We start from the raw sequence: 23,580 nt of genomic DNA on the forward strand, positions 1-23,580 counted from the left end.
GAGAGAACTATGACCGCAACCCGCAATGTGAAGGGCCTGCTGGGCACGAAGCTCGGCATGACCCAGGTCTGGGACGAGAACAACAAGCTCATCCCCGTCACTGTCGTTAAGGCCGACGCCAACGTCGTCACCCAGCTCCGCAACGCCGAGACCGACGGCTACACCGCCGTCCAGATCGGCTACGGCCAGATTGACCCGCGCAAGGTCAACAAGCCGCTCACCGGCCACTTCGAGAAGGCCGGCGTGACCCCGCGCCGCCACCTCGTCGAGGTCCGCACCGCCGACGCCGAGTCCTACGAGCTGGGCCAGGAGCTCTCCGTGGAGACCTTCGAGGCCGGCCAGAAGATCGACATCGTCGGCACCACCAAGGGCAAGGGCTTCGCCGGTGTCATGAAGCGTCACGGCTTCTCCGGCGTCGGTGCCTCCCACGGTGCCCACAAGAACCACCGCAAGCCCGGTTCCATCGGTGCCTGCGCCACCCCGGGCCGCGTCTTCAAGGGCCTCCGCATGGCCGGTCGCATGGGCAATGTGCGCCAGACGACCATGAACCTCACCGTCCACGCCGTGGATGCCGAGAACTCGCTGCTCCTCATCAAGGGCGCCCTCCCCGGTGCCCGCGGCTCGGTCGTCCTCGTCCGCACCGCCGTGAAGGGAGCCTGAACTCATGGCTAACGCAACTGTCAAGGTCGATCTCCCCGCCGAGATCTTCGACGTCCAGACCAACGTCCCGCTTCTGCACCAGGTTGTCGTCGCCCAGCTGGCCGCTGCACGCCAGGGCACGCACAAGGTGAAGAGCCGCGGCGAGGTCTCCGGCGCCGGCCGCAAGCCGTTCAAGCAGAAGGGCACCGGCCGCGCCCGCCAGGGCTCGATCCGCGCCCCGCACATGACCGGCGGCGGCGTCGTGCACGGTCCCGTGCCGCGCGACTACAGCCAGCGCACCCCCAAGAAGATGAAGGCCGCTGCCCTCCGCGGCGCCCTCTCGGACCGGGCCCGCAACGGCCGGATCCACGTCGTCGAGTCCCTCGTCTCCGGCGAGAAGCCGAGCACGAAGGGCGCCCTCGAGACGCTGCGCGGCCTCTCCGAGCGGAAGAACCTGCTCGTCGTGATCGACCGCGCGGACGAGCTGGCCGCCCTCTCGGTCCGCAACCTCGCCGAGGTGCACGCGATCTACGCCGACCAGCTGAACACGTACGACGTTCTCGTCTCCGACGACGTGGTCTTCACGAAGGCTGCATTCGACGCGTTCGTGGCGTCCAAGTCCAAGAATGAGGAGGGCTCCAAGTGAGCGCATCCAGCTACAAGGACCCGCGCGACGTCATCCTCGCGCCGGTCGTCTCCGAGAAGAGCTACGGGCTGATCGACGAGGGCAAGTACACCTTCCTGGTGGACCCGCGCTCGAACAAGACCGAGATCAAGATCGCGATCGAGCGCATCTTCTCGGTCAAGGTCGACTCGATCAACACGCTCAACCGCCCGGGCAAGCGCAAGCGCACCAAGTTCGGCTGGGGCGAGCGCAAGAGCACCAAGCGTGCCATCGTCACTCTCAAGGACGGCAGCACGATCGACATCTTCGGCGGTCCGCTCGCCTGAGCGGAGACCACTTTAACGAGGAACAGGTAAATGGCAATCCGTAACTACAAGCCGACTACCCCGGGCCGTCGCGGCTCGAGCGTGGCCGACTTCGCAGAGATCACGCGCTCGACGCCGGAGAAGTCGCTGGTTCGTCCCCTCCCCAAGAAGGGCGGCCGCAACAACTCCGGCAAGATCACCACGCGCCACAAGGGTGGTGGGCACAAGCGCCAGTACCGTCTGATCGACTTCCGTCGTCACGACAAGGACGGCGTCAACGCCAAGGTCGCGCACATCGAGTACGACCCGAACCGCACCGCGCGCATCGCGCTGCTGCACTTCGTGGACGGCACCAAGCGCTACATCATCGCGCCGAACAAGCTCTCCCAGGGCGACATCGTCGAGTCCGGTCCGGACGCCGACATCAAGCCCGGCAACAACCTGCCGCTGCGGAACATCCCGGTCGGTACGGTCATCCACGCCGTCGAGCTCCGCCCCGGTGGCGGCGCGAAGATGGCCCGCTCGGCCGGTGCCTCCGTCCAGCTGGTGGCGAAGGAGGGCAAGTACGCCCAGCTCCGCCTCCCCTCGGGCGAGGTCCGCAACGTCGACGTCCGCTGCCGCGCGACGGTCGGCGAGGTCGGCAACGCCGAGCAGTCCAACATCAACTGGGGCAAGGCCGGCCGCATGCGCTGGAAGGGCGTCCGCCCGACCGTCCGCGGTGTGGCCATGAACCCGGTCGACCACCCGCACGGTGGTGGTGAGGGCAAGACCTCCGGTGGCCGTCACCCCGTCAACCCGAACGGCAAGCCCGAGGGCCGCACCCGCCGCCCGAACAAGGCGAGCGACAAGCTCATCGTCCGTCGTCGTCGTACTGGCAAGAACAAGCGATAGGAGCCTGGACACATGCCACGCAGCCTGAAGAAGGGTCCTTTCGTTGACCAGCACCTCTTTGTGAAGGTCGCCAAGGAAAACGAGAAGGGCACCAAGAACGTCATCAAGACCTGGTCCCGCCGTTCGATGATCGTCCCCGACATGCTCGGGCACACGATCGCCGTGCACGACGGACGCAAGCACATCCCGGTCTTCGTCACCGAGTCGATGGTCGGGCACAAGCTCGGCGAATTCGCCCCGACGCGGACTTTCCGCGGCCACGTGAAGGACGACAAGAAGGGCAAGCGCCGCTGATTCCTGCCGCAAGGCAGCAGCAGCGCTGAGCTCTGAGAAAGAGAAGGAAAGCAATGGAAGCCAAGGCAATTGCGCGTCACATCCGCGTAACGCCGATGAAGGCCCGGCGCGTCGTCAACCTTGTTCGTGGCAAGCAGGCGAATGAGGCTCTGGCGATCCTGAAGTTCGCCCAGCAGGCGGCTTCGGAGCCGGTGTACAAGGTCCTCGCGTCCGCGGTGGCCAACGCCCGTGTCCTCGCCGACCGCGACGGTGTCGCGTTCGACGAGAGCGACCTCTACATCTCTGAGGCGTTCGTTGACGAGGGTCCGACCATGAAGCGGTTCCAGCCGCGTGCCCAGGGCCGCGCCTACCGCATCAAGAAGCGCACCAGCCACATCACCGTGGTCGTCGCGACGCCCGAGAACGAGGAGGTCCGGTAAATGGGACAGAAGGTCAACCCCCACGGGTTCCGACTCGGCATCACCACCGACCACGTCTCGCACTGGTTTGCCGACAGCAACAAGCCCGGTCAGCGCTACAAGGACTTCGTCCGTGAGGACGTCAAGATCCGCCAGCTCATGACCAACGGCATGGAGCGCGCCGGCATCGCCAAGGTCGAGATCGAGCGCACCCGCGACCGCGTCCGCGTGGACATCCACACGGCGCGCCCGGGCATCGTGATCGGCCGCCGCGGCGCCGAGGCCGACCGCATCCGCGGCGAGCTCGAGAAGCTCACCGGCAAGCAGGTCCAGCTGAACATCCTCGAGGTCAAGAACCCCGAGGTCGAGGCACAGCTCGTCGCCCAGGGCGTCGCGGAGCAGCTCTCGAGCCGTGTCGCGTTCCGCCGTGCCATGAAGAAGGCCATGCAGTCCGCGCAGCGCGCCGGTGCCAAGGGCATCCGCATCGCCTGCTCGGGCCGTCTCGGCGGCGCCGAGATGTCCCGCTCGGAGTTCTACCGCGAGGGCCGTGTGCCGCTGCACACGCTCCGCGCGAACATCGACTACGGCTTCTACGAGGCCAAGACCACCTTCGGCCGCATCGGCGTGAAGGTCTGGATCTACAAGGGCGATGTGACCTCCAAGGAGCTGGCTGCCCAGGCTGCCGCCGCTCCGTCCCGCGGTCGTGGTGACCGCGGCGACCGTGCGGGCCGCCCCGGTGGCGAGCGCCGCCGTCGTCCGTCTGGCGACCGCCAGCCGCAGGCCGCCCCGGCGGCCGCTGAGGCTCCGGTTGCCGAGGCCGCTGCTCCGGCAGCAGAAGGAGGAGAGGCTTAAATGCTTATCCCGCGTCGTGTGAAGCACCGCAAGCAGCACCACCCGGGTCGCTCGGGCGCTGCCACCGGTGGCACCAAGGTCACCTTCGGCGAGTACGGCATCCAGGCCCTCTCCCCGGCGTACGTGACCAACCGTCAGATCGAGTCCGCTCGTATCGCGATGACCCGTCACATCAAGCGTGGCGGCAAGGTCTGGATCAACATCTACCCGGACCGTCCGCTGACCAAGAAGCCTGCCGAGACCCGCATGGGTTCCGGTAAGGGCTCGCCGGAGTGGTGGATCGCCAACGTCAAGCCGGGCCGCGTGCTCTTCGAGCTCTCCGGTGTGTCCGACGAGGTGGCGCGCGAGGCCCTGCGCCTCGCCATCCACAAGCTCCCGTTGAAGGCGCGCATCGTGCGCCGCGAAGGTGGTGAATGAGAATGGCAGTCGGTTCGAAGGACATGACGGCTGAGAAGCTCGACCAGCTGGACAGCGAGCGCCTCTTCGAGGAGCTCAAGAAGGCCAAGGAAGAGCTGTTCAACCTGCGCTTCCAGTCGGCCACCGGCCAGCTCGAGAACCACGGCCGCCTCCGCGCGGTCAAGAAGGACATCGCCCGCATCTACACGATCCTTCGCGAGCGCGAGCTCGGCATCCGTGCCGAGGCCGCCCCCGTGGTCGCCGAGACGAAGGACACGAAGAAGGCGGCTAAGAAGGCTGCCAAGGCCGAGCCGGCCGAGGCTGCCGAGGAGGACGCCAAGTGAGCGAAGAGAAGAACCTGACGGAGAACGCTGCCGAGCAGCGCGGCCACCGCAAGACGGCCCGCGGCTACGTCGTGTCCGACAAGATGGACAAGACGATCGTCGTCGAGGTCGAGGACCGCGTGAAGCACTCGCTGTACGGCAAGGTCATCCGCCGCACCGAGAAGCGCAAGGCCCACGACGAGAACAACACCGCCGGCATCGGCGACCTCGTTCTCATCGCGGAGACCCGTCCGCTGTCCGCCACCAAGCGGTGGCGCCTCGTCGAGATCCTCGAGAAGGCCAAGTAACCACCTGGCCCCTCGCGGTTATCGCACCCGCACCGACGGCCCGTCCCCTTTCGAGGGGGCGGGCCGTCGCCGTTGGTCTCGCCCGGGTTGCGGCGTGGGCTCGGGCTGGCGGGGCGCACGACGGCGGCCGGTCGCCGCGCGCTGCCCCGTGGCCCACCGCCGCGGGCTGCCCAGTGACCGGTCGCCGCCGACGGTTCCGGCCCAGAAGCGCATGTTCGGCACGGAGCTCCCACGGACAGTTCACCTCTCGCCGTCCAGTCCTCCTTCCGCGGCCCTGGAGGCGAGAAGTCCACTTCTCGCCGGGGCCATGGGCTGAACCTGCACTTCCCGGGGGCCGAGCCCCCACAGGATCAGGACTTCACGGAGACCTGCGAACTTCGGGAGCACGGCTGGGATCCCCATGGGGTCTTGGAATTCGTCCTCCACAGGCGGTGGTCACGGCCTGTCGCCCACATAGAACAGTGCACGGGGGTCGAGAGCCTCAGGAGGGCGGCCAGCATGGGTCCATGAGTGCACCCGGAAAGGCCGCAGACACGGCCATCCTCGACCTGCTCGCCCGAGACTCGGATCCGCGGAGGGCCTTCGCTGCCGGAGACCTCGTGAGGATCCGGCGAGGCTGCTACTACCCGACCGAGGTCTGGCTGGCCCTGAGCGGCGTCGAACGCTTCCGCCTCGCGGTGGCAGCGCACGCGTGGGCCAATCCGGGAGCCGTGTTCTGCGGCGAGACGGCGCTGTTCCTGAGGGGCGTCCCTGTCGTCAAGGTGCCTCCGACCATCGACATCGCGACCTCGTCGACCACGCGCTTGGGAATCAGGCCGTCGTCGTTCGCGGTCCGGGGCCCCGCGGAACGTTCGGCCCATGCGCTCGCTTCGGCGCCGCCGCCCGTCCGACACCACTTCCACCCGGCGCCCGCACCACAGCGGACGGCCGGCTACCTCACCGTGCCGGTTGCGGAGGCGCTCGTCGAGACCCTCGTGCACGCGAAGTATGCCCGTGCGCTGACTGTTGCCGACGGAGTGCTCCGCCTGGATGCCGGGGTGCCGCTCCTCGACCGCGCACCTGTCGTGGAGGCCGCCGGTGCCCTGCGGTACGGGACGCACCGGCGCCGCTGCGAGGCGATTGCACGGTTCGCTCGGGCCGGAGCCGAGTCGCCCGGCGAGTCGGTGAGCCGGGCTCTCATGCTTCGGTTCGGCTTCCCCGAACCCGTGCTGCAGCGCGAATATGTGGATGCCCAGGGCCTCATCGGCAGGACTGACTTCACGTGGCCGCCCGGGCCGCTGGCCATTCCGACACCCTCAGAGAAGGAACGGGTGGGGGAGTTCGATGGGTGGGGCAAGTACTTCGACTCCGAGCTCACCGGAGGCGAGGATCCGGTCGCCGTCATCAAACGCGAGAAGAAGCGCGAGAACAGGCTCCTCATGCTGGGCCATCCGGTGCTCCGCTGGACGTGGGCGGAGCTCGAGCAGCCGGCGCGATTCCGTTCGATGCTCGTCAGCGCCGGGCTGCAGGCCTCCCGCGGCGCGGCGTTTGTCATGTAGAGCGGCGAGAGAAGTGCACTTCTCGCCGTGCAGTCCACGAAAGGTGGACTTCATGGCGAGACGTGGACTGCAGAGCGCGGGCCGGCCACGAATGGGGCGTTGGCCCCCGACGCGGGGGCGCCCGGGGGATTCGGGCTGGACACCGGCGCCGTGCTACGATATTGAGCTTGTACGGCTGGCTTCGCCATGCCGTCGAAAACCTCGTGAACCATCGTGCCACCGCATAATGCCCTTCTGCCGAAGGGGAGCGCCCCGGCGCTGCCCTCGGGCAGGAAGGGGACAGATGCGCGCGGCACGGCGATTCAGGCCCGTTCTGGCAACATCCAGACGGGTCGAGAGACGCCCCATCAACCGTTCCGCAAGGCTCGTTCTGCAGCAGGACCGCAGGTGCGAGAACCAGCGAGACGTTAGGAGTAGAAGTGATTCAGCAGGAGTCGCGGCTCAAGGTCGCCGACAACACGGGTGCGAAGGAAATCCTCACCATCCGCGTTCTCGGTGGTTCGGGCCGCCGCTACGCAGGTATCGGCGACGTCATCGTCGCCACCGTCAAGGATGCAATCCCTGGCGGCAACGTCAAGAAGGGCGACGTGGTCAAGGCCGTCATCGTCCGCACCAAGAAGGAGCGCCGCCGCGCGGACGGCTCCTACATCAAGTTCGACGAGAACGCGGCAGTCATCCTCAAGAACGACGGGGATCCCCGTGGCACCCGTATCTTCGGCCCGGTCGGCCGCGAGCTGCGCGACAAGAAGTTCATGAAGATCGTCTCGCTGGCTCCGGAGGTGCTCTGACTCATGGCCGCAAAGATCAAGAAGGGCGACCTCGTCCAGGTCATCACCGGCACCAAGCAGGACAAGGGCGGTGACAAGGGGAAGCAGGGCAAGGTCCTGAAGGTGTTCCCCGAGGACAACCGTGTCCTGGTTGAGGGCATCAACCGCGTGACCAAGCACACCAAGGTGGGCCAGTCCCAGCGCGGTACCAAGACCGGCGGCATCGAGCAGATCGAGGCCCCGATCCACATCTCGAATGTGGCCCTCGTGGACCCCGAGACCAAGAAGCCCACTCGCGTCGGCTTCCGTCTCGAGACCGTGGAGAAGGACGGCGTGCAGAAGACCGTCCGCATCCGCTACTCCAAGGCCACCGGGAAGGACATCTGATGACTGAGACTGTCGAGACTCCGGTCAAGGTCGTTCCTCGCCTCAAGGCGAAGTACGCGGAGACCATCAAGCAGGCCCTCCTCGAGGAGTTCAAGTACGAGAACGTGAACCAGGTCCCGCGCCTGGTCAAGGTTGTCGTCAACATGGGCGTCGGCGACGCCGCGAAGGACTCCAAGCTCATCGAGGGCGCCGTGCGCGACTTGACCCTCATCACGGGCCAGAAGCCGCAGGTCACCAAGGCCCGCAAGTCGATCGCCCAGTTCAAGCTGCGTGAGGGCATGCCCATCGGCGCCTTCGTGACGCTCCGCGGCGACCGCATGTGGGAATTCGTGGACCGCCTCGTCACCCTCGCGCTGCCCCGTATCCGCGACTTCCGCGGCCTCTCGGGCAAGCAGTTCGACGGCAACGGCAACTACACGTTCGGCCTCACCGAGCAGGTCATGTTCCACGAGATCGATCAGGACAAGATCGATCGCCTCCGTGGCATGGACATCACGGTTGTCACCACCGCGAAGACCGACGACGAGGGCCGTGCGCTTCTGAAGCACCTCGGCTTCCCGTTCAAGACCGAAGACTGAATCGCTACGTGACAGGTCCGCATCGGGCGCAGCCCGGCACGGAAACCGGCACGAGGAAGGGCATGAGCCCACAATGACTATGACTGATCCCGTCGCAGACATGCTTACGCGTCTGCGCAACGCCAATGCGGCCTACCACGACGACGTCACGATGCCGTCGTCGAAGCTGAAGGTCCGCGTGGCTGACATCCTGAAGGCCGAGGGCTACATCGCCGGCTGGAAGGAAGAGGACGCCGAGGTCGGCAAGAAGCTGACCCTCACGCTCAAGTTCGGTCCGAACCGCGAGCGTTCGATCGCCGGTGTCCGCCGCATCTCCAAGCCGGGCCTCCGCGTGTACGCGAAGTCCACGAACCTCCCGCACGTCCTGGGCGGCCTCGGCATCGCCATCCTGTCTACCTCTTCTGGGCTCCTGACCGACCGTCAGGCTTCCAAGAAGGGCGTGGGCGGCGAAGTCCTCGCATACGTCTGGTAAGGGAAGGAAGAAGAAGATATGTCCCGCATTGGACGTCTCCCCATCACCGTCCCGTCCGACGTTGAGGTCAAGATCGACGGACCCGTCGTGACCGTGAAGGGCGCCAAGGGCGAGCTGGTCCACACCGTGGCCAGCCCCATCGAGGTCTCCCTCGAGGACACCACCCTCTCGGTGACCCGTCCGAACGACGAGCGCCTCTCGCGCTCGCTCCACGGCCTGACCCGCACGCTCCTGTTCAACATGATCGAGGGCGTGACCAAGGGCTACGAGAAGAAGCTCGAGATCGTCGGCACCGGTTACCGTGTGCAGGCCAAGGGCTCGGACCTCGAGTTCGCCCTGGGCTTCTCCCACCCGGTGAACATCACTGCCCCTGAGGGCATCACGTTCGCCGTCGAGGGGCCGACGAAGTTCTCGGTCTCCGGCATCGACAAGCAGCAGGTCGGTGAGGTGGCTGCCAACATCCGCAAGCTGCGCAAGCCCGACCCGTACAAGGGCAAGGGCATCCGCTATGCCGGCGAGGTTGTCCGCCGCAAGGTCGGAAAGGCTGGTAAGTAACCATGGCTCTGGGCATCAACAAGAAGCGCGCCGCCAAGTCCAAGCAGCAGGCTCGGTCCCGTCGCCACTTCCGCCTCCGCAAGAAGGTCGTCGGCTCTGCCGAGCGTCCCCGTCTGGTCGTGAACCGCTCCTCGCGGCACGTGTTCGTCCAGGTTGTCGACGACAGCAAGGGCGTCACGCTGGTCTCCGCCTCCACGCTCGAGGCCGACCTCCGCTCGTTCGAGGGTGACAAGACCGCCAAGGCCAAGCGCGTCGGCGAGCTCATCGCCGAGCGTGCGAAGGCTGCGGGCATCGAGGCCGTCGTGTTCGACCGTGGTGGCAACAAGTACCACGGCCGCGTGGCTGCGATCGCGGACGGCGCACGTGAAGGTGGGCTGGCCCTGTGACCGCTGAGAACAACGAGAAGGTTAACGTGACCGAGCAGAATGCAACCGAGGCTGCCGGCTCCGCTCCCGCCACCGAGGAGCGCCGCGGCGGTCGTCGTGGCGAGGGCCGCGGCCAGGGCCGTGGCGATCGCGGTGGCCGTGGCGGCCGCGACAGCCGCGACGCCGAGAAGAGCCAGTTCATCGAGCGCGTGGTGACCATCAACCGCGTCGCCAAGGTCGTCAAGGGCGGCCGTCGCTTCAGCTTCACCGCCCTCGTGGTGGTGGGTGACGGCAACGGCATGGTCGGCGTCGGCTATGGCAAGGCCAAGGAGGTCCCCGCGGCCATCGCCAAGGGCGTGGAGGAGGCCAAGAAGTCCTTCTTCCGCGTCCCGCGCGTCGGCACCACCGTCCCGCACCTCGTGCAGGGCGAGGCCGCCGCCGGTGTGGTCATGCTCCGTCCGGCCGCCCCGGGTACCGGTGTGATCGCCGGCGGTCCGGTGCGCGCCGTGCTCGAGTGCGTCGGCATCCACGACGTGCTGTCGAAGTCCCTCGGGTCCTCGAACGCCATCAACATCGTCCACGCGACGGTGGAGGCGCTCAAGAGCCTCGAGGAGCCGCAGTCCGTGGCCGCCCGCCGTGGCCTGCCGCTGGACGAGGTTGCTCCGGCTGCGCTCGTGCGGAACCTCCAGAACACGAAGGCAGGTGCATGAGTCATGGCGAAGAACCTGGCTCCCTCCGACGCCACGTTGGAGATCACTCAGATCAAGGGCGTCATCGGCGCCAAGCAGAACCAGCGCGAGACCCTGCGTTCGCTCGGCCTCAAGCGGATCGGCCACACGGTCACCCGCAAGGCCGACGCCGTGACCGTGGGCATGATCAACACGGTTCCGCACCTCGTGAAGGTTGAGGAGGCGAAGTAATGGCAGAGAAGGCCCAGGAGCAGAGCTCCGAGAAGAACACGGCCCTCAAGGTCCACCACCTGCGTCCGGCCATCGGCGCCAAGACCGCGAAGACCCGTGTGGGTCGCGGTGAGGGCTCCAAGGGCAAGACCGCCGGCCGTGGCACCAAGGGCACCAAGGCCCGCTACCAGGTCAAGGCCGGCTTCGCGGGCGGGCAGCTTCCGCTGCACATGCGCCTGCCGAAGCTCCGCGGCTTCAAGAACCCGTTCCGCGTCGAGTTCCAGGTCGTGAACCTGGACCGCATCTCGGAGCTGTTCCCCGAGGGCGGCACCATCGCGGTCGAGGATCTGGTGGCCAAGGGCGCCGTTCGCAAGAACGAGCCCGTCAAGGTCCTCGGCTCCGGCGACATCACCGTCAAGGTCGATGTCACGGCGCACGCCTTCTCGGCCTCGGCCGAGGAGAAGATCGCCGCAGCCGGCGGCTCCACGACCGTCCTCTGAGACGTGACGGAGCGCGGCTGACGCCGTGAAGCGCAAGGCCCCGGCCGGCGTCGTGCTCAACGCATGACGTCGGCTGGGGCCCCTCGCGTTAAGGCGCGGCGAGCGTGCGGGGGGACCAGCGCGCCGGCCGGGGCCTTCGCGTTGACCGCACCGAGGCTGCCGCTCGGCGCAGGGAAGCGCGGCCAATTATCGGCTCGGCGGCGGCTGCCGCTAGAATCAAGAGCTGGACCTCAGACTCCGGAGCACTGACCCGTGTCTCGGAGCGTCGACTCTACATTCCTCGACACGGGGGAGGAGAAGCGTGCTTTCTGCGATCGGCCGGGCCTTCCGGACGCCCGACCTGCGGCGCAAGCTGCTGTTCACGCTGGGCATCATCGCTATTTTCCGGCTCGGGGCGTTCATTCCGTCCCCGGGCGTGAACTACCAGAACGTCAAGGCCTGCCTCTCTCCGGGTGTGAGCGGCCAGCAGACGGGCATCTACCAGATGCTGAACCTGTTCAGCGGCGGTGCGCTGCTGCAGGTCTCGATCTTCGCCCTCGGCATCATGCCCTACATCACGGCGAGCATCATCGTGCAGCTGCTGCGCGTGGTGATCCCGCGGTTCCAGGAGCTCTACGACGAGGGCCAGGCCGGCCAGACCAAGCTCACCCAGTACACGCGCTACCTCACGATCGCGCTGGGCCTGCTGAACGCGACCACGCTGGTCTCGCTCGTCCGCTCTGGCCAGCTGTTCCCGAACTGCCAGCTGCCGATCATCCCGGACACGTCGGTCATCGCGACGATCCTCGTGGTCATCACGCTGACCGCGGGCACCGGCCTGATCATGTGGCTGGGCGAGCTCGTGACCGAGAAGGGGATCGGCAACGGCATGTCGCTGCTGATCTTCACCTCGATCGCGGCGCAGTTCCCCGCCTCGCTGGGCGCCATCTGGACCTCGAAGGGCCCGGGGACGTTCTTCATCGTCCTGGTGGTCGGCCTGGTCACCATGGCGCTCGTCATCTTCGTCGAGCAGTCCCAGCGCCGGATCCCGGTGCAGTACGCCAAGCGCATGATCGGCCGCCGCACGGTGGGCGGCACGAGCACGTACATCCCGATCAAGGTCAACATGGCGGGCGTCATCCCGGTCATCTTCGCCTCGTCGATGCTGTACCTCCCCGCGCTCATCGCGCAGTTCAACACCCCGCACGACGGCTCGGCCCCGGCCGGCTGGGTCGAGTGGATCAACAACAACCTCACCCGCGGGGACCATCCGGTCTACATGGTCATCTACTTTGTGATGATCGTGTTCTTCACCTACTTCTACGTCGCGATCACCTTCAACCCTGAAGAGGTCTCCGACAACATGAAGAAGTACGGCGGGTTCATCCCCGGCATCCGTGCCGGCAGGCCCACTGCGGACTACCTGCAGTACGTACTCTCGCGCATCACGCTGCCGGGTGCCATGTACCTCGGCATCGTGGCTCTGATCCCGCTCATCGCCCTGGTGCTCGTCAATGCCAACCAGAACTTCCCGTTCGGTGGCACGTCGATCCTGATCGTGGTGGGCGTGGGCCTGGAGACGGTCAAGCAGATCGATGCGCAGCTCCAACAGCGACACTACGAAGGACTACTGCGATGACGAGAATGCTGCTCATTGGCCCTCCCGGTTCCGGCAAGGGCACCCAGGCGACGCGGATCTCGGACCGCCTCGGTATCGTTGCGATCTCCACGGGCGACATCTTCCGCTATAACGTCAAGGAGCAGACCCCGCTCGGCGTCGAGGCGAAGAAGTACATGGATGCCGGCGACTTCGTCCCGGACTCCGTGACGAACAAGATGGTGCGCGAGCGCCTCGCCGAGGGCGACACGGCGAACGGATTCCTCCTGGACGGGTACCCGCGCACCGTCGCGCAGGTCGAGTACCTCGACGGCATCCTGTCCGAGAAGGGGCAGTCGCTCGACGTCGTGCTCCAGCTCACCGCGGACGACGACGAGCTGGTCGCCCGCCTGCTCGGCCGCGCCAAGGAGACGGGCCGCAGCGACGACACCGAGGACGTGATCCGTCACCGGCTCGAGCTGTACCACACGCAGACCGAGGCGGTCGTGTCGCAGTACGCGGACCGCGGCACCCTGACCAAGGTCGACGGCATCGGCGCCATCGACGAGGTCACGGAGCGGGTCCTGGCGGCGATCGAGTCCGTCAAGTCCGCCTCGTAGGCGGTTCAGCAGTACGACGCGCGGCGCCGTCCGGTGGGAATCCCCCGGGCGGCGCCGCACGCACTTTGTGAGGAAGGGACCCATCGTGGGCAGCCAGCGGAAGATCGAGTACAAGAACAACGGGCAGCTGCGGATCATGGCCGAGGCCGGGGTGCTGCTCAGCCGCGCGCTCGACGCCGCCGTGGCCGCCGTGGCGCCCGGTGTGACGACGGACGAGCTCGACGCCGCATTCGCCGAGGTCGTGGACGCTGCCCGGGCCCAGTACAACTTCCTCGGCTACTACGGGTACCCCAAGCACATCTGCGTCTCGGTCAACGACGAGGTGGTCCACGGCATCCCGGGACCGCGCCGGCTCGCCGAGGGGGACGTCCTCTCGATCGACGGCGGCTGCGTGGTGCGCGGCTGGAACGCGGACTCGGCGCGGACGGTGATCGTGGGGGAGGGCGACCCTGAGGACGTGCGCCTGTCTGAGGTGACGCGCGCGGCGATGTGGGCCGGCATCGCGGCCTTCGCGCGAGCCTCCTACGTGGGCGAGATCGGCGACGCGATCGACGACTTCGTCTCCGCCCAGGAGGGCGCCCCGCTGGGCATCCTCGAGGACTACGTGGGCCACGGCATCGGGTCCGCGATGCACATGGCCCCGGATGTGCTCAACTACCGCACCGGCCACCGCGGGGCGAAGATCAAGCCCGGCATGGCCCTCGCGATCGAGCCGATGCTCGTGCGCGGCTCAATCGACACCAAGACGCTGGGCGACGAGTGGACCGTCGTCACGACGGACGGCTCGCGGGCCTCCCAGTGGGAGCACTCGGTGGCCCGGCACAGCGGGGGCATCTGGGTGCTCACCGCGCCCGACGGCGGAGCCTCCGAGCTTGCGCCCCTCGGCGTCACCCCGGTGCCGATCCCTGCCTGACGGCCCTGCTCGGGGAATACCGCCCGGTAGCCTGCTGTTGGCCCCGGGTATGAAGGCCATCGCATACGACCACTTCGGAACCGCCGACGTCCTCGAGCTCAAGGACCTGCCCGACCCGCACCCGGGCTCCGACTCGGTGCTCGTCCGCGTCAAGGCTGCGAGCCTGAACCCCGTGGACTACAAGGTGCGCGAGGGCCACCTGCAGGGCGTCATCGACACCGTCTTCCCCGCGGTCCCGGGCTGGGACGTGGCGGGGGTCGTCGTCAAGGCCGGGCTCGACACCCCCGAGTTCGCCGTCGGCGACGAGATCCTCGCCTACGCCCGCAAGGACGTCATCTCCGGCGGCACGCTCGCCGAGCTCGTCGAGGTGCCCGTGCGGACCGCCGCCCGCAAGCCCGAGGGCCTCAGCTTCGAGGACGCCGCCGCGCTCCCGCTCGCGGGCCTCACCGCGCTGCAGACCGTGCGCCGCGCCGGAGTCTCCGCCGGGTCGACGGTGCTCATCCACGCGGCGGCGGGCGGCGTGGGCTCCTACGCGACCCAGCTGGCCGTCCTCGCGGGCGCCCGCGTGGTGGGCACCGCCTCGGAGGGCAACCACGAGTACCTGCGCTCCCTCGGTGCCGAGCCCGTCGCCTACGGCGAGGGCCTCGTCGACGCCGCGCGCAAGCTCGCCCCGAGGGGCTTCGACGCCATCCTCGACTTCGTGGGGAACGGCGCCCTGGACACCGTCCCGCAGCTGCTGCGCGAGGGCGGCACCGTCGCCTCCATCACCGACCCCGCCGCCCGCGACGAGTACGGCGGCCAGTACGTGTGGGTCCGCCCCGACGCGGAGGACCTCGCCGAGCTCGCCCAGCTCGCCGCCGACGGCAGGCTCAAGGTCGAGGTCGCGGACACCGTCGAGCTCGCCCAGGCCGCCGACGCCTACCAGACCCTCGAGGGCGGCCACGTGCGGGGCAAGCTCGTGGTCCGCCTCTGACGTGGCGCGACCCGCCTGATGCACGACGGCGCCGCTCACCGTGGAAGGTGAGCGGCGCCGTCGTGCGTGGCCGGTCTCGGCTACGACTTGAGCTTGGGCTTCACGTCCTTGTCGTAGATGCCCTGCAGGGTCTTCTTGAGGTCGCCCATCGTCGACTTCACGTCGGCCTGCTGCGTGACGATCTTCGCGACCGCCTTGGCCATCTCCTGGTCCGCGCCCGGCAGGAACACGCGCGCGTTGTCCTGGACCTTGGTCACGGCGAGCTGGTCGATCGCCGTCTGGATCTGCGGGGTCTTGGCCAGCACAGCGGTCATGTCCGCGGACTTGTTGACCGGCATGTAGCCGGTCGCCCCCGAGAACGCGGCCGCGTTCTCGGGCTGGCCCACGAACTTGATGAACATCGCCGCGGCGAGCTGCTGCTCCTTGGAGATCCCGGACGGGATGCCCAGGCCCGCGCCGCCCGTGGGGCATACCGGCTTGGTCGCCTTCGGGCCGCCGGGGAGGAAGCCGACGCCCACGTTGAACTTGGCCGTCTTGAGCACGCCCACGAGGGAACCGGTCGAGGAGATCGTGGCGGAGGCGATGCCGCCGCCGAAGTCCGCGGAGGAGTCCTTCGAGGACACGCCCGCCCACTTGTCCTTGTAGACCGAGTCCTGGACCCACTGCATCGCGGCGACGGCGTCGTCCGAGTCGCACGTGATGTCCCAGCCCTTGGACCAGCCCGAGCCCCAGCCCCACAGGTTGTTCTGCAGGGTCCAGCCCGCGTAGTCGGCCAGCGCCGGGTACATGTACGCGTACTGGGCGCCCGAGGCCGCCTTGATCTTCGCGGCCCAGTCGCCGAACTCCGACCACGTGGCCGGGGCGCGGTCGGGGAGGCCGGCGGCCTTGAAGTGGTCCTTGTTGTAGTAGAACAGCGGCGTGGAGCGCGCGTACGGCATGGCCCACTGCTTGTTCGCGTACTGGTAGTCCTGCACGAGCGAGTCGCGGTAGTCGCTGAGCTTGATGTCCAGCTGCTTGATCGCGGAGTCCATCGGGATGATGTTGCCGTTGATGTAGTAGCGGAACCACCACACGTCCGAGAGGAGCACGACGCCGGGCAGGCCCGAGTTCGCGGCCTGCGCCGTCTGGAACTTCTGCGCGATCTCCTCGTAGTTCGCCCCCGCGGTGACGAGGTTGACCTTGATCCCCGGGTTCGCGGCCTCGAACTTGGCGACGAGCTGCTTCTCGATGTCCTCGGACTTGCCCGGGTGGCTGGACCAGAAGTCGATCGACGCCGCCGGCTTGACGTCCTTGAAGTCGATGTCCGCGACCGCGGAGGTCGCGCTGCTGCCGGAGGTGTCCGGGCCGCCGCACGCGGCGAGCGCCGCCGCGGACGCGCCGGCGCCGGCGAGGCCGAGGAAGTGGCGGCGATCGAGTCGGAATGCCATTGCTGTGCCTTTCGTAGGTGCTTGAGTGTGGTGAGATCGTCCGCTAGCCGGTGACGGAGCCCTGGGTGAGGCCGGCCACGATGTAGCGCTGGAGCATCGCGAAGACGATGAGGACGGGCACGATCACGAGCACCGCGCCGGCCATGAGGATGCCCCACGAACCGGTGCCGCTCTCGGAGTTCTGCAGGAGGGTCAGGCCCACCGGCAGCGTCATGACCTCGGGCTTGTCGGTGATGATGAGCGGCCAGATGTAGTCGTTCCACTCCGAGACGATGGTCACGAGCGCCACGGTGGCGATCGAGGGGACCGAGACGGGCACCACGATGCTCCAGAGCCGCTTCCAGTGGCCCGCGCCGTCGATCTCGGCGGCCTCGAGGATCGAGGCGGGCAGCGTCATGAAGTGCTGGCGCAGCAGGAACGTGCCGAACGCCGTGCCGAGGCCGGGCAGGATGATGCCCCACAGGGTGTTCTTGCCGCCGATGCTCGCGATGAGCACGTAGTTGGGCAGGATCGAGACCTGGGAGGGCACCATGAGCGCCACGAGGATCAGGATGAAGACGATGTTCTTGAACGGGAAGCGCACGAACACGAGCGCGTAGGCCGTCATGATCGCGAGGGTCACCTTCACGACAGCGCCGACCGCCGTGACGATCGTCGAGTTGAGGAAGAACCGCGCGAAGGGGACCGTGGTCATCGCGGTCGAGTAGTTGTCGAGGTTGACGGACTGGGGGAGGACCCTCAGGTCCGTCGTGACGATCTCGCCGGGGGTCTTGAACGAGCTGACGACCATCCACAGCAGGGGCAGCGCCACGATGAGCGTGGCGATGATGAGCGGCACGTAGCCGCCGGCGATGGTGCGGACCAGGTTCTGGGACGAGAACGGGCGGGGGCGCTCGGGGGCGCCGGCGGTCTCCGTGACGGTGACGGGTGCGGGGGCGGTCATGCGTAGTGCACCTTCCTCTCGACGAAGCGGATCTGCACGACCGTGATGACCAGCAGGATGGCGAACAGGATGACCGAGATCGCCGCCGAGTAGCCGGCCCGGTTGTAGGAGCCGAACGCCTGCATGTACGCCTCGTAGATGAGCGTGCTCGTGCCGTTGCCGAGCGGGGTCATGATGCGGATGAGGTCGAACGCCTGCAGGCTCGACAGGATCGTGGTGATGAGCAGGAAGAACGTGGTGGGGGAGAGCAGCGGGAGGCTGATGCTCAGGAAGCGGCGGGTGGCCCCGGCGCCGTCGATCGCGGCGGCCTCCATGACGTCGCCCGGGAGTGACTGCAGCCCCGCGAGGTACACGACCGCGCAGTAGCCGAGGTTCTTCCAGATGTAGACGATGATCACCATGGTCAGTGCGAGCTGGGGGTCGTTGAACCACTGCGGGCTCGCGACGCCGAACGTGCGCAGGAACCACGCGAGGGCGCCGTAGCCGGGGTCGAAGATGAACATCCACACGAGGCCCACGCCCACGCCGGAGAGGACGTAGGGGGCGAACACCGCTGAGCGGGCGAACGTGGTGCCGCGGACCTTCGCGTTCAGCGCGAGCGCCACCAGGAGCCCGAGCACCATGGACAGGCCCACGGTGAGGACGGTGAAGATCGCGGTGGTGCCGAGCACGCGGGGGGCGTCGTCGCTGCCGAAGAACGTCGCGTAGTTCTCGAAGCCGATGTTCCTCGCCGTCTTGGACCCGAGCGTCCAGTCGAGGAACGAGTACTGGAGGTTCGCGAACAGGGGCCGGTAGGTGAACACGGCGATCAGGATCAGGTTCGGCAGGGCGAACGCGAGGAAGACGAAGAAGTCGCGGCGGCTGCGGCCGGAGAAGCGCGAGCGTTTCCGCTCGGGCCGGGAGGTGGAGGAGGCGCCCTGGTGACGCTCCAAGGTCGACTCGCTCATGGATGAATCCTGCAAGCGGGATGGGACATTGACAAGCATTCCTTCAAGATCTGGGGTATGGGCGTGAAACCCCCGCGTAGTAGTGGACCACGGCCCGGCGGGGGCGCCGACCCGAATCCGCCCCGACCCCCGGCGAATTCCGTCCCGCGTATCCAAGAGTTCACACTGCGTTAGCGTAATGAGTGGTGTGGGTCACGCCGAGGGGGGCGCGCCGCTGGTAGTGCGTGCGCGGTTGAGCCGGGGCAGGGGCCAGCGTTGAATGGGCGCATGGGTTCCCTTCTCGACGTCCCCGGCCTCCGCGTCGGCCACGCCCAGCGCACGGAGGACGGGTGGCTGAGCGGAGTGACCGCCGTCGTGCTTCCTCCCGGCAGCGCCGGCGGGGTCGACGTCCGCGGCGGCGGGCCCGGCACGATCGAGACCGATGCCCTCGACCCGTCCACCCTCGTGCAGACCGTGGACGCGATCGCGCTGTGCGGCGGGAGCGCCTATGGGCTCGCGGCGGCGGCCGGCGTGCAGCTGTGGCTCGAGCAGCAGGGACAGGGGCACCCCGTGATCGGCGGGGTGGTCCCGATCGTGGCCGGGGCCGTGATCTTCGACCTCGGCCGCGGCGGGGACTTCGGCGCCCGGCCGGATGCGGCGATGGGCTTCGAGGCGGCCGCCGCGTGCGTGGGCCTCGAGGACGCGCCCGACGGCGGGCTCCGCGGCTGCGTCGGCGCCGGCACGGGCGCGGCGGTGGGCCGGTCCATGTACAAGGGCGGCGTAGGAATGGCGTCGGTCAGGGTGCCCGGCGGGACGGTGCCCGGGCCGCCCGGGGGCGCGGCGGTGGTCCTGCCCGAGGGGATCGTGGTCGGTGCGCTCGCCGTGGTCAACGCCGCCGGGGTGCCGGTGTTCCCGGGGGCCGGTGCCGGTGACGTCGGGGCGGCCGAGGGCGAGGCGGAGATTGCCCAGGAGGTGGCGTCGGCCGGTGAGGGCGGTGGCCCCGGGGCGCCGAGTGCGCCCGGCGCGCTCAACACGACCCTCGTGGTCGTGGCGACGAACGCGTCCCTGACCCCCGCCGAGTGCAAGCGCCTGGCCACGGCCGCGCATGCCGGCCTGGCCCGCGCCCTGGACCCGAGCCACACGCTCGTGGACGGGGACACCGTCTTCGGGGTCTCGACCCGGGGCATCGAGTTCGACCGCTCCTCGGAGGCGGGGCGCGTCGTCGGCCTCATGTCGGTTCAGGTGGCCGCGGCCAACGCGGTCAGGGAGGCGATCCTCGACGGCGTGCGTTCGGCGACGGCCGTCACCACACCGGCAGGGACGTGGGAGCGCTTCCCCGTGCCGTGACCTTCTCCTCTGGGCCGACCCGGCGCCGCTCGGTTGACTGGGGCAATGATCCCGGTCGGGAGAGGGGCTGGAAGCGATGGTTGAGAATCTCGTGAAGACGGCGGAGATCAATGCGCCGGTGGACTCCGTCTTCACCTTCCTCAGCGACCCGACGCGATGGATGCTCGCGTTCCCCGGCGACAGCGAGGTCACGGACGTCCAGATCGCCCCGGACGGCGTGGGCACGTCGGCGAAATGGGCGGCGAAGATCTTCGGCGTCCACATGTCCGTCACTCACGAGTACCGGGAGGTGGAGCGCAACCGGCGGATCGTCTCGAAGGCCTCGGCAGGCCCCGTCCTCACCTTCTCCCTCGAGTCTCAGGGCGACCGAACCGTGCTCAGTGTCGAGCAGGGCTTCGACATCCAGACCCCGCTCGTGCGGGTCCCGCTCCAAGCGCTCTTCACCCGTTGGGCCGAGGACGACATCGAGGGACTGGTCGCCAACATCAAGAGCCTCGTGGAGACCGGGCAGAAGGCCGTCCTCGAACCCGAGAAGAAGCTCGGCCACACGCTGACCTGGTCCGGCGCCGTCAGCATCCACGCCCCGGTGGAGCGCGTGTTCGACCTCGTGAAGGACCCGGCGGTGTGGCTCGGGCCCGACGTGCGGATCTCCGACCTCCACGTCGCGCCCGAGGGCGTCGGGACGACCTTCGAGGCGTCGTGGCGCTTCCTGGGCATCCCGCTCCGGACCACCCACGAGTACACGGAGTTCGTCCCGAACGAGCACTTCACGTCGAAGGCCGCGCTCGGGCCGGTGTTCGTGGTCGCGGTGGCGCCCGAGGACGGCGGGACGCGCCTGAGCATGCGCTCGGACGTCATCCCCTCGAACTGGGCGGACGCCGCCGTCGACTCGCTGGCCATCAAGCTCACCGAGCGCAGCCAGGACGAACTGTTGGCCGGCATCAAGGCCAGGGCCGAAGCCGGTGCGGGGCAGTAGCTCGTCAGTACACGGGCAGGCTGCCCTGGGCCAGACGGGCGGAGACGACAGCGCCCACGCGGCGCACCACCTGCGCCGTCCGGTGGACCACGTCGCCGTAGCTCACACGCAGGGTGGCAAAGCCGCGGGCTTGGGCTGCCCCGTCCCGCAGGTAGTCGCTGTACCGGCTCTCGGGTTGCTGGTGCGTCCTGCCGTCGATCTCAAGATCGAGGCAGCGCTCCACGATGTGGTCCATCGACCCCACGCCGTCGACCAGCACTTGGGGCTCGACGAAGAACCCGGCCCTGCGCAAGTGCTCCCGCGCCAAGGTTTCGGCCGGAGAATCCGCACCGCGGTCCACCATGGCGAGCACGGCCCGGGCCGGCCCGTTGCGGGGACCGCGAAGCAGGCTCGCCACGAGCTCCATCGGGAGGCCCTTCTTGAGTGCGGATTCGACGATCACGAGCGCTTCGAGATCGGGCAGGCAGTGCAGGGCATGCATCACGGTGTCGAGCACCGACGCCGTCCGGGCAGCAGGGGCAGCCGGCGCCCAGGACCCGCGGTGCACCACGGCCCTGTCGGAGGCCAGCCGACCGTCCGCCCTCTGGAGATGGATCTCCTCGTGCTCCTTCAGCACCCACAGCCCGTGCCTCCTCGCCGCCGAGACGCACGTGAGCAGGGAGTTGGTCGTCAGGCAGCGGACCAGGAGCGGATCGGCGTCGGGCAGCGCAAGGATGCCCCGGGCGGGTCGGAGCACTGCTCCTGTCCGGATGGCAGACACGAGATCGTGCCGGGTCACGCCCGCCGCCAGCAGCTCCGAGCGGCGCGCCGCCCCGTGGTTCTCCCGGAGGGCCCTGACTATCCGGTCCATGCACCGATGGTCGCGGAGCTGGAGGCCGCTGCGCCGTGGATCGGAGGGCTATGTGGACAGGGCAGCCCTGGGACTGGCGCTGGATCGGATGGGCGTGCTGCACCCGTCCCCAGTTCTCTTTGCGCTCCTCCCCACGAATGGGGCCTGGATGCGAGGTCCGCGGGCCCGCGTGGCCGTGCTGTCGCGCCGCACTGCTCCGATTGCTGGGGAGGAGTGCACCCAAGGCTGGGGAGGAGTGCAGATGGGGCACAGCGCTCCGGGCGTGCGGAGCCCGGGACCGGCGCGGCGTGTACCATGGGCCGATTTAACTTCCGCGCCCACGTGGCGTACAGTTGTGTGTTGGCTGTCGGCCCTTCCATGCCCATTTGGGGCGTGCCGGAACGCCAGTCGTCAAACCATACACGTCCGCCGGGGAGCTCCATGCGCCCGGGCGGCAGAGAAAGTTAGCGGAGGCTATGGCCAAGAAGGACGGTGTCATCGAGATCGAGGGCGTCGTGACTGAAGCGCTGCCCAACGCAATGTTCCGCGTTGAGCTGACGAACAAGCACGTCGTACTCGCTCACATCTCTGGCAAGATGCGCCAGCACTACATCCGCATCCTCCCCGAGGATCGCGTCGTGGTGGAGCTCAGCCCGTACGACCTGACTCGCGGCCGGATCGTCTACCGCTACAAGTAAGCAGCCGCGCCCGGGGGCACCCGGGCGTCAATGCTGACCACCTGCAGAACACGCAAAGGACACAGCCATGAAGGTCAAGCCGAGCGTCAAGCAGATCTGCGACAAGTGCAAGGTGATCCGCCGCAATGGGCGGGTCATGGTGATCTGCGAGAACCCGCGCCACAAGCAGCGCCAGGGCTGATCCGCCTCCCGCGAGGGAGAGGATCAGGCCGGGCAACGCCCACGCAATAACTAGAGAAGGCAGCACAAGCTGCGCTGGGACGAATGGGCCCGGACAGCTGACCCCCGGCCCGGAGGCTGGGGCCGCTCGAGAACGGAGCGGGTGTCCTGCCTACGACCTCCGGATAGCACAAGGAGAACCGCCGATATGGCTCGTCTCGCTGGCGTTGACATTCCCCGCGAAAAGCGGCTGGAAATCGCGCTCACTTACATCTACGGCGTGGGTCGCACCCGTGCGAAGGAAACGCTCGCTGCCACGGGCATCAGCGCGGATGTCCGGGTCAAGGACCTGACGGACGCTGAGCTGGTCCAGCTGCGTGACTACATCGAGGGCAACTACAAGGTTGAGGGTGACCTCCGCCGCGAGGTGGCCGCCGACATCCGCCGCAAGGTCGAGATCGGCAGCTACGAGGGTCTGCGCCACCGCCGGGGCCTTCCGGTCCGCGGCCAGCGCACCAAGACCAACGCTCGTACCCGCAAGGGCCCGAAGCGCACCGTCGCAGGCAAGAAGAAGGCCGGCCGCTGATAGCGGTCACCCAAGACTTTAGGTAGGAGAAGCTACATGCCCCCAAAGACTCGTGCGACGTCGGTCCGTAAGCCGCGCCGCAAGGACAAGAAGAACATCGCGCTCGGTCAGGCGCACATCAAGAGCACCTTCAACAACACCATCGTGTCCATCACGGACCCGTCCGGTGCTGTGATCTCCTGGGCTTCGGCCGGTGAGGTCGGCTTCAAGGGCTCGCGCAAGTCCACCCCGTACGCCGCGCAGCAGGCCGCCGAGTCCGCCGCGAAGCGTGCCCAGGAGCACGGCCTCCGCAAGGTCGACGTGTTCGTGAAGGGCCCGGGCTCGGGCCGCGAGACCGCCATCCGCGCGCTGCAGGCCGCTGGCCTCGAGGTCGGGTCCATCCAGGACGTGACCCCGAGCGCGCACAACGGCTGCCGCCCGCCGAAGCGCCGCCGCGTCTAACAGGTTGCCGGGGCCGGCGGGGCCGGTCCGCCCGAGGCGAGCCCACGGCGTCGTGCGTCACAGACAACGCACGA

The 23,580-nt window shown here is 68.1% G+C and carries 34 protein-coding genes; 30 read left to right on the forward strand and 4 right to left on the reverse strand.

The genetic code is table 11. The features are described 5' to 3' along the window. Positions 1-9 precede the first annotated feature (9 nt). The 24 genes from rplC to J2W21_RS11510 all read left to right on the forward strand — a co-directional run bounded on the left by rplC (position 10) and on the right by J2W21_RS11510 (position 15,174). Positions 10-660, forward strand: a complete 651-nt coding sequence (gene rplC, locus J2W21_RS11395) for a 50S ribosomal protein L3 (protein WP_307004519.1) — start codon at positions 10-12, stop codon at positions 658-660. 4 nt (positions 661-664) lie between these two features. Continuing rightward, a complete protein-coding gene (gene rplD, locus J2W21_RS11400; RefSeq protein ID WP_307114626.1) occupies positions 665-1,285 on the forward strand; it encodes a 50S ribosomal protein L4 in 621 nt (206 codons plus the stop codon). Then, positions 1,282-1,590 carry a 50S ribosomal protein L23 gene (gene rplW / locus J2W21_RS11405; protein WP_307114627.1) on the forward strand — a complete coding sequence of 103 codons (309 nt, stop codon included), beginning with the start codon at positions 1,282-1,284 and terminating at the stop codon, positions 1,588-1,590. Before rplD ends, rplW begins: the two co-directional genes overlap by 4 nt. A gap of 30 nt (positions 1,591-1,620) precedes the next feature. Continuing rightward, a complete protein-coding gene (rplB, locus tag J2W21_RS11410) occupies positions 1,621-2,460 on the forward strand; it encodes a 50S ribosomal protein L2 (protein WP_307004514.1) in 840 nt (279 codons plus the stop codon). Between the two features lie 12 nt (positions 2,461-2,472). After that, positions 2,473-2,754: a 30S ribosomal protein S19 gene (gene rpsS, locus J2W21_RS11415; RefSeq protein ID WP_307114628.1), complete on the forward strand. Its 282-nt coding sequence runs from the start codon at positions 2,473-2,475 to the stop codon at positions 2,752-2,754. Positions 2,755-2,807: 53 nt separating this feature from the next. Beyond that, positions 2,808-3,173 carry a 50S ribosomal protein L22 gene (rplV, locus tag J2W21_RS11420; protein ID WP_066499533.1) on the forward strand — a complete coding sequence of 122 codons (366 nt, stop codon included), beginning with the start codon at positions 2,808-2,810 and terminating at the stop codon, positions 3,171-3,173. Next, the gene (rpsC, locus tag J2W21_RS11425) at positions 3,174-4,004 is read left to right on the forward strand and encodes a 30S ribosomal protein S3 (RefSeq protein WP_307114629.1); all 831 of its coding nucleotides are present in this window, start codon (positions 3,174-3,176) and stop codon (positions 4,002-4,004) included. Further along, entirely contained in the window at positions 4,005-4,421 is a 417-nt protein-coding gene (gene rplP, locus J2W21_RS11430) for a 50S ribosomal protein L16 (protein ID WP_307114630.1), read from the forward strand. It begins immediately after the preceding gene. A gap of 2 nt (positions 4,422-4,423) precedes the next feature. Then, positions 4,424-4,744 carry a 50S ribosomal protein L29 gene (gene rpmC, locus J2W21_RS11435; RefSeq protein WP_307114631.1) on the forward strand — a complete coding sequence of 107 codons (321 nt, stop codon included), beginning with the start codon at positions 4,424-4,426 and terminating at the stop codon, positions 4,742-4,744. After that, entirely contained in the window at positions 4,741-5,031 is a 291-nt protein-coding gene (gene rpsQ, locus J2W21_RS11440) for a 30S ribosomal protein S17 (RefSeq protein ID WP_066499517.1), read from the forward strand. The genes rpmC and rpsQ overlap by 4 nt, the downstream gene beginning before the upstream one ends. Positions 5,032-5,537: 506 nt before the next feature. Next, positions 5,538-6,569: a hypothetical protein gene (locus J2W21_RS11445; RefSeq protein WP_307114632.1), complete on the forward strand. Its 1,032-nt coding sequence runs from the start codon at positions 5,538-5,540 to the stop codon at positions 6,567-6,569. 419 nt (positions 6,570-6,988) lie between these two features. Beyond that, complete coding sequence (rplN, locus tag J2W21_RS11450; protein WP_003803789.1) at positions 6,989-7,357, forward strand: 50S ribosomal protein L14; 369 nt, start codon at positions 6,989-6,991, stop codon at positions 7,355-7,357. A gap of 3 nt (positions 7,358-7,360) precedes the next feature. Further along, positions 7,361-7,723 carry a 50S ribosomal protein L24 gene (gene rplX / locus J2W21_RS11455; protein ID WP_307114633.1) on the forward strand — a complete coding sequence of 121 codons (363 nt, stop codon included), beginning with the start codon at positions 7,361-7,363 and terminating at the stop codon, positions 7,721-7,723. Continuing rightward, positions 7,723-8,301 carry a 50S ribosomal protein L5 gene (rplE, locus tag J2W21_RS11460; RefSeq protein ID WP_307114634.1) on the forward strand — a complete coding sequence of 193 codons (579 nt, stop codon included), beginning with the start codon at positions 7,723-7,725 and terminating at the stop codon, positions 8,299-8,301. The genes rplX and rplE overlap by 1 nt, the downstream gene beginning before the upstream one ends. Positions 8,302-8,374: 73 nt before the next feature. After that, positions 8,375-8,773 (forward strand): 30S ribosomal protein S8, encoded by a 399-nt coding sequence (gene rpsH / locus J2W21_RS11465; RefSeq protein ID WP_066499502.1) that lies wholly within the window; start codon positions 8,375-8,377, stop codon positions 8,771-8,773. An 18-nt stretch (positions 8,774-8,791) separates the two neighbouring features. Beyond that, positions 8,792-9,328 carry a 50S ribosomal protein L6 gene (gene rplF, locus J2W21_RS11470; RefSeq protein WP_307114635.1) on the forward strand — a complete coding sequence of 179 codons (537 nt, stop codon included), beginning with the start codon at positions 8,792-8,794 and terminating at the stop codon, positions 9,326-9,328. 2 nt (positions 9,329-9,330) lie between these two features. Next, on the forward strand, positions 9,331-9,714 hold the full coding sequence (gene rplR / locus J2W21_RS11475; RefSeq protein WP_066499495.1) for a 50S ribosomal protein L18: 384 nt from the start codon (positions 9,331-9,333) through the stop codon (positions 9,712-9,714). Between the two features lie 26 nt (positions 9,715-9,740). Further along, the gene (rpsE, locus tag J2W21_RS11480; protein ID WP_307114636.1) at positions 9,741-10,403 is read left to right on the forward strand and encodes a 30S ribosomal protein S5; all 663 of its coding nucleotides are present in this window, start codon (positions 9,741-9,743) and stop codon (positions 10,401-10,403) included. Between the two features lie 3 nt (positions 10,404-10,406). After that, the gene (rpmD, locus tag J2W21_RS11485; protein ID WP_307114637.1) at positions 10,407-10,613 is read left to right on the forward strand and encodes a 50S ribosomal protein L30; all 207 of its coding nucleotides are present in this window, start codon (positions 10,407-10,409) and stop codon (positions 10,611-10,613) included. Further along, positions 10,613-11,092 (forward strand): 50S ribosomal protein L15, encoded by a 480-nt coding sequence (gene rplO, locus J2W21_RS11490; RefSeq protein ID WP_307114638.1) that lies wholly within the window; start codon positions 10,613-10,615, stop codon positions 11,090-11,092. The genes rpmD and rplO overlap by 1 nt, the downstream gene beginning before the upstream one ends. 301 nt (positions 11,093-11,393) lie before the next feature. Beyond that, on the forward strand, positions 11,394-12,710 hold the full coding sequence (gene secY, locus J2W21_RS11495) for a preprotein translocase subunit SecY (RefSeq protein WP_307114639.1): 1,317 nt from the start codon (positions 11,394-11,396) through the stop codon (positions 12,708-12,710). After that, the gene (locus J2W21_RS11500; protein ID WP_307114640.1) at positions 12,707-13,288 is read left to right on the forward strand and encodes an adenylate kinase; all 582 of its coding nucleotides are present in this window, start codon (positions 12,707-12,709) and stop codon (positions 13,286-13,288) included. Before secY ends, J2W21_RS11500 begins: the two co-directional genes overlap by 4 nt. 82 nt (positions 13,289-13,370) lie before the next feature. Next, positions 13,371-14,201, forward strand: a complete 831-nt coding sequence (map, locus tag J2W21_RS11505) for a type I methionyl aminopeptidase (protein ID WP_307114705.1) — start codon at positions 13,371-13,373, stop codon at positions 14,199-14,201. Between the two features lie 49 nt (positions 14,202-14,250). Then, positions 14,251-15,174, forward strand: a complete 924-nt coding sequence (locus J2W21_RS11510) for an NADP-dependent oxidoreductase (RefSeq protein WP_307114641.1) — start codon at positions 14,251-14,253, stop codon at positions 15,172-15,174. Between the two features lie 80 nt (positions 15,175-15,254). Here J2W21_RS11510 and J2W21_RS11515 read toward each other — a convergent pair whose 3' ends face one another. Genes J2W21_RS11515 through J2W21_RS11525 form a run of 3 tightly spaced genes read right to left on the reverse strand, consistent with a single transcriptional unit; the run spans position 15,255 to position 18,491 of the window. Beyond that, on the reverse strand, positions 15,255-16,601 hold the full coding sequence (locus J2W21_RS11515; RefSeq protein ID WP_307114642.1) for an ABC transporter substrate-binding protein: 1,347 nt from the start codon (positions 16,599-16,601) through the stop codon (positions 15,255-15,257). Between the two features lie 43 nt (positions 16,602-16,644). After that, on the reverse strand, positions 16,645-17,544 hold the full coding sequence (locus J2W21_RS11520) for a carbohydrate ABC transporter permease (RefSeq protein WP_307114643.1): 900 nt from the start codon (positions 17,542-17,544) through the stop codon (positions 16,645-16,647). Further along, a complete protein-coding gene (locus J2W21_RS11525; RefSeq protein ID WP_307114644.1) occupies positions 17,541-18,491 on the reverse strand; it encodes a carbohydrate ABC transporter permease in 951 nt (316 codons plus the stop codon). The genes J2W21_RS11520 and J2W21_RS11525 overlap by 4 nt, the downstream gene beginning before the upstream one ends. Positions 18,492-18,758: 267 nt before the next feature. Here J2W21_RS11525 and J2W21_RS11530 point away from each other — a divergent pair, with 267 nt between their 5' ends. Both J2W21_RS11530 and J2W21_RS11535 read left to right on the forward strand, forming a co-directional pair. Beyond that, positions 18,759-19,817 (forward strand): P1 family peptidase, encoded by a 1,059-nt coding sequence (locus J2W21_RS11530; RefSeq protein ID WP_307114645.1) that lies wholly within the window; start codon positions 18,759-18,761, stop codon positions 19,815-19,817. A 76-nt stretch (positions 19,818-19,893) separates the two neighbouring features. Further along, positions 19,894-20,793 (forward strand): SRPBCC family protein, encoded by a 900-nt coding sequence (locus J2W21_RS11535; protein ID WP_307114646.1) that lies wholly within the window; start codon positions 19,894-19,896, stop codon positions 20,791-20,793. A gap of 4 nt (positions 20,794-20,797) precedes the next feature. On the opposite strand, the gene J2W21_RS11540 is transcribed toward J2W21_RS11535, so the two are convergent. After that, on the reverse strand, positions 20,798-21,643 hold the full coding sequence (locus J2W21_RS11540; protein ID WP_307114647.1) for a type IV toxin-antitoxin system AbiEi family antitoxin domain-containing protein: 846 nt from the start codon (positions 21,641-21,643) through the stop codon (positions 20,798-20,800). A 455-nt stretch (positions 21,644-22,098) separates the two neighbouring features. Here J2W21_RS11540 and infA point away from each other — a divergent pair, with 455 nt between their 5' ends. The 4 genes from infA (at position 22,099) to rpsK (ending at position 23,506) form a co-directional block, all read left to right on the forward strand. Further along, entirely contained in the window at positions 22,099-22,320 is a 222-nt protein-coding gene (gene infA, locus J2W21_RS11545) for a translation initiation factor IF-1 (protein WP_011775571.1), read from the forward strand. A gap of 67 nt (positions 22,321-22,387) precedes the next feature. Then, complete coding sequence (rpmJ, locus tag J2W21_RS11550; RefSeq protein WP_011775570.1) at positions 22,388-22,501, forward strand: 50S ribosomal protein L36; 114 nt, start codon at positions 22,388-22,390, stop codon at positions 22,499-22,501. Between the two features lie 186 nt (positions 22,502-22,687). After that, a complete protein-coding gene (rpsM, locus tag J2W21_RS11555) occupies positions 22,688-23,065 on the forward strand; it encodes a 30S ribosomal protein S13 (RefSeq protein ID WP_066499470.1) in 378 nt (125 codons plus the stop codon). Positions 23,066-23,101: 36 nt separating this feature from the next. Next, on the forward strand, positions 23,102-23,506 hold the full coding sequence (gene rpsK / locus J2W21_RS11560) for a 30S ribosomal protein S11 (protein WP_043120112.1): 405 nt from the start codon (positions 23,102-23,104) through the stop codon (positions 23,504-23,506). The last annotated feature ends 74 nt before the right edge of the window (positions 23,507-23,580 follow it).

It is taken from the genome of Sinomonas atrocyanea (assembly GCF_030811715.1).
GTDB lineage: Bacteria > Actinomycetota > Actinomycetes > Actinomycetales > Micrococcaceae > Sinomonas > Sinomonas atrocyanea_A.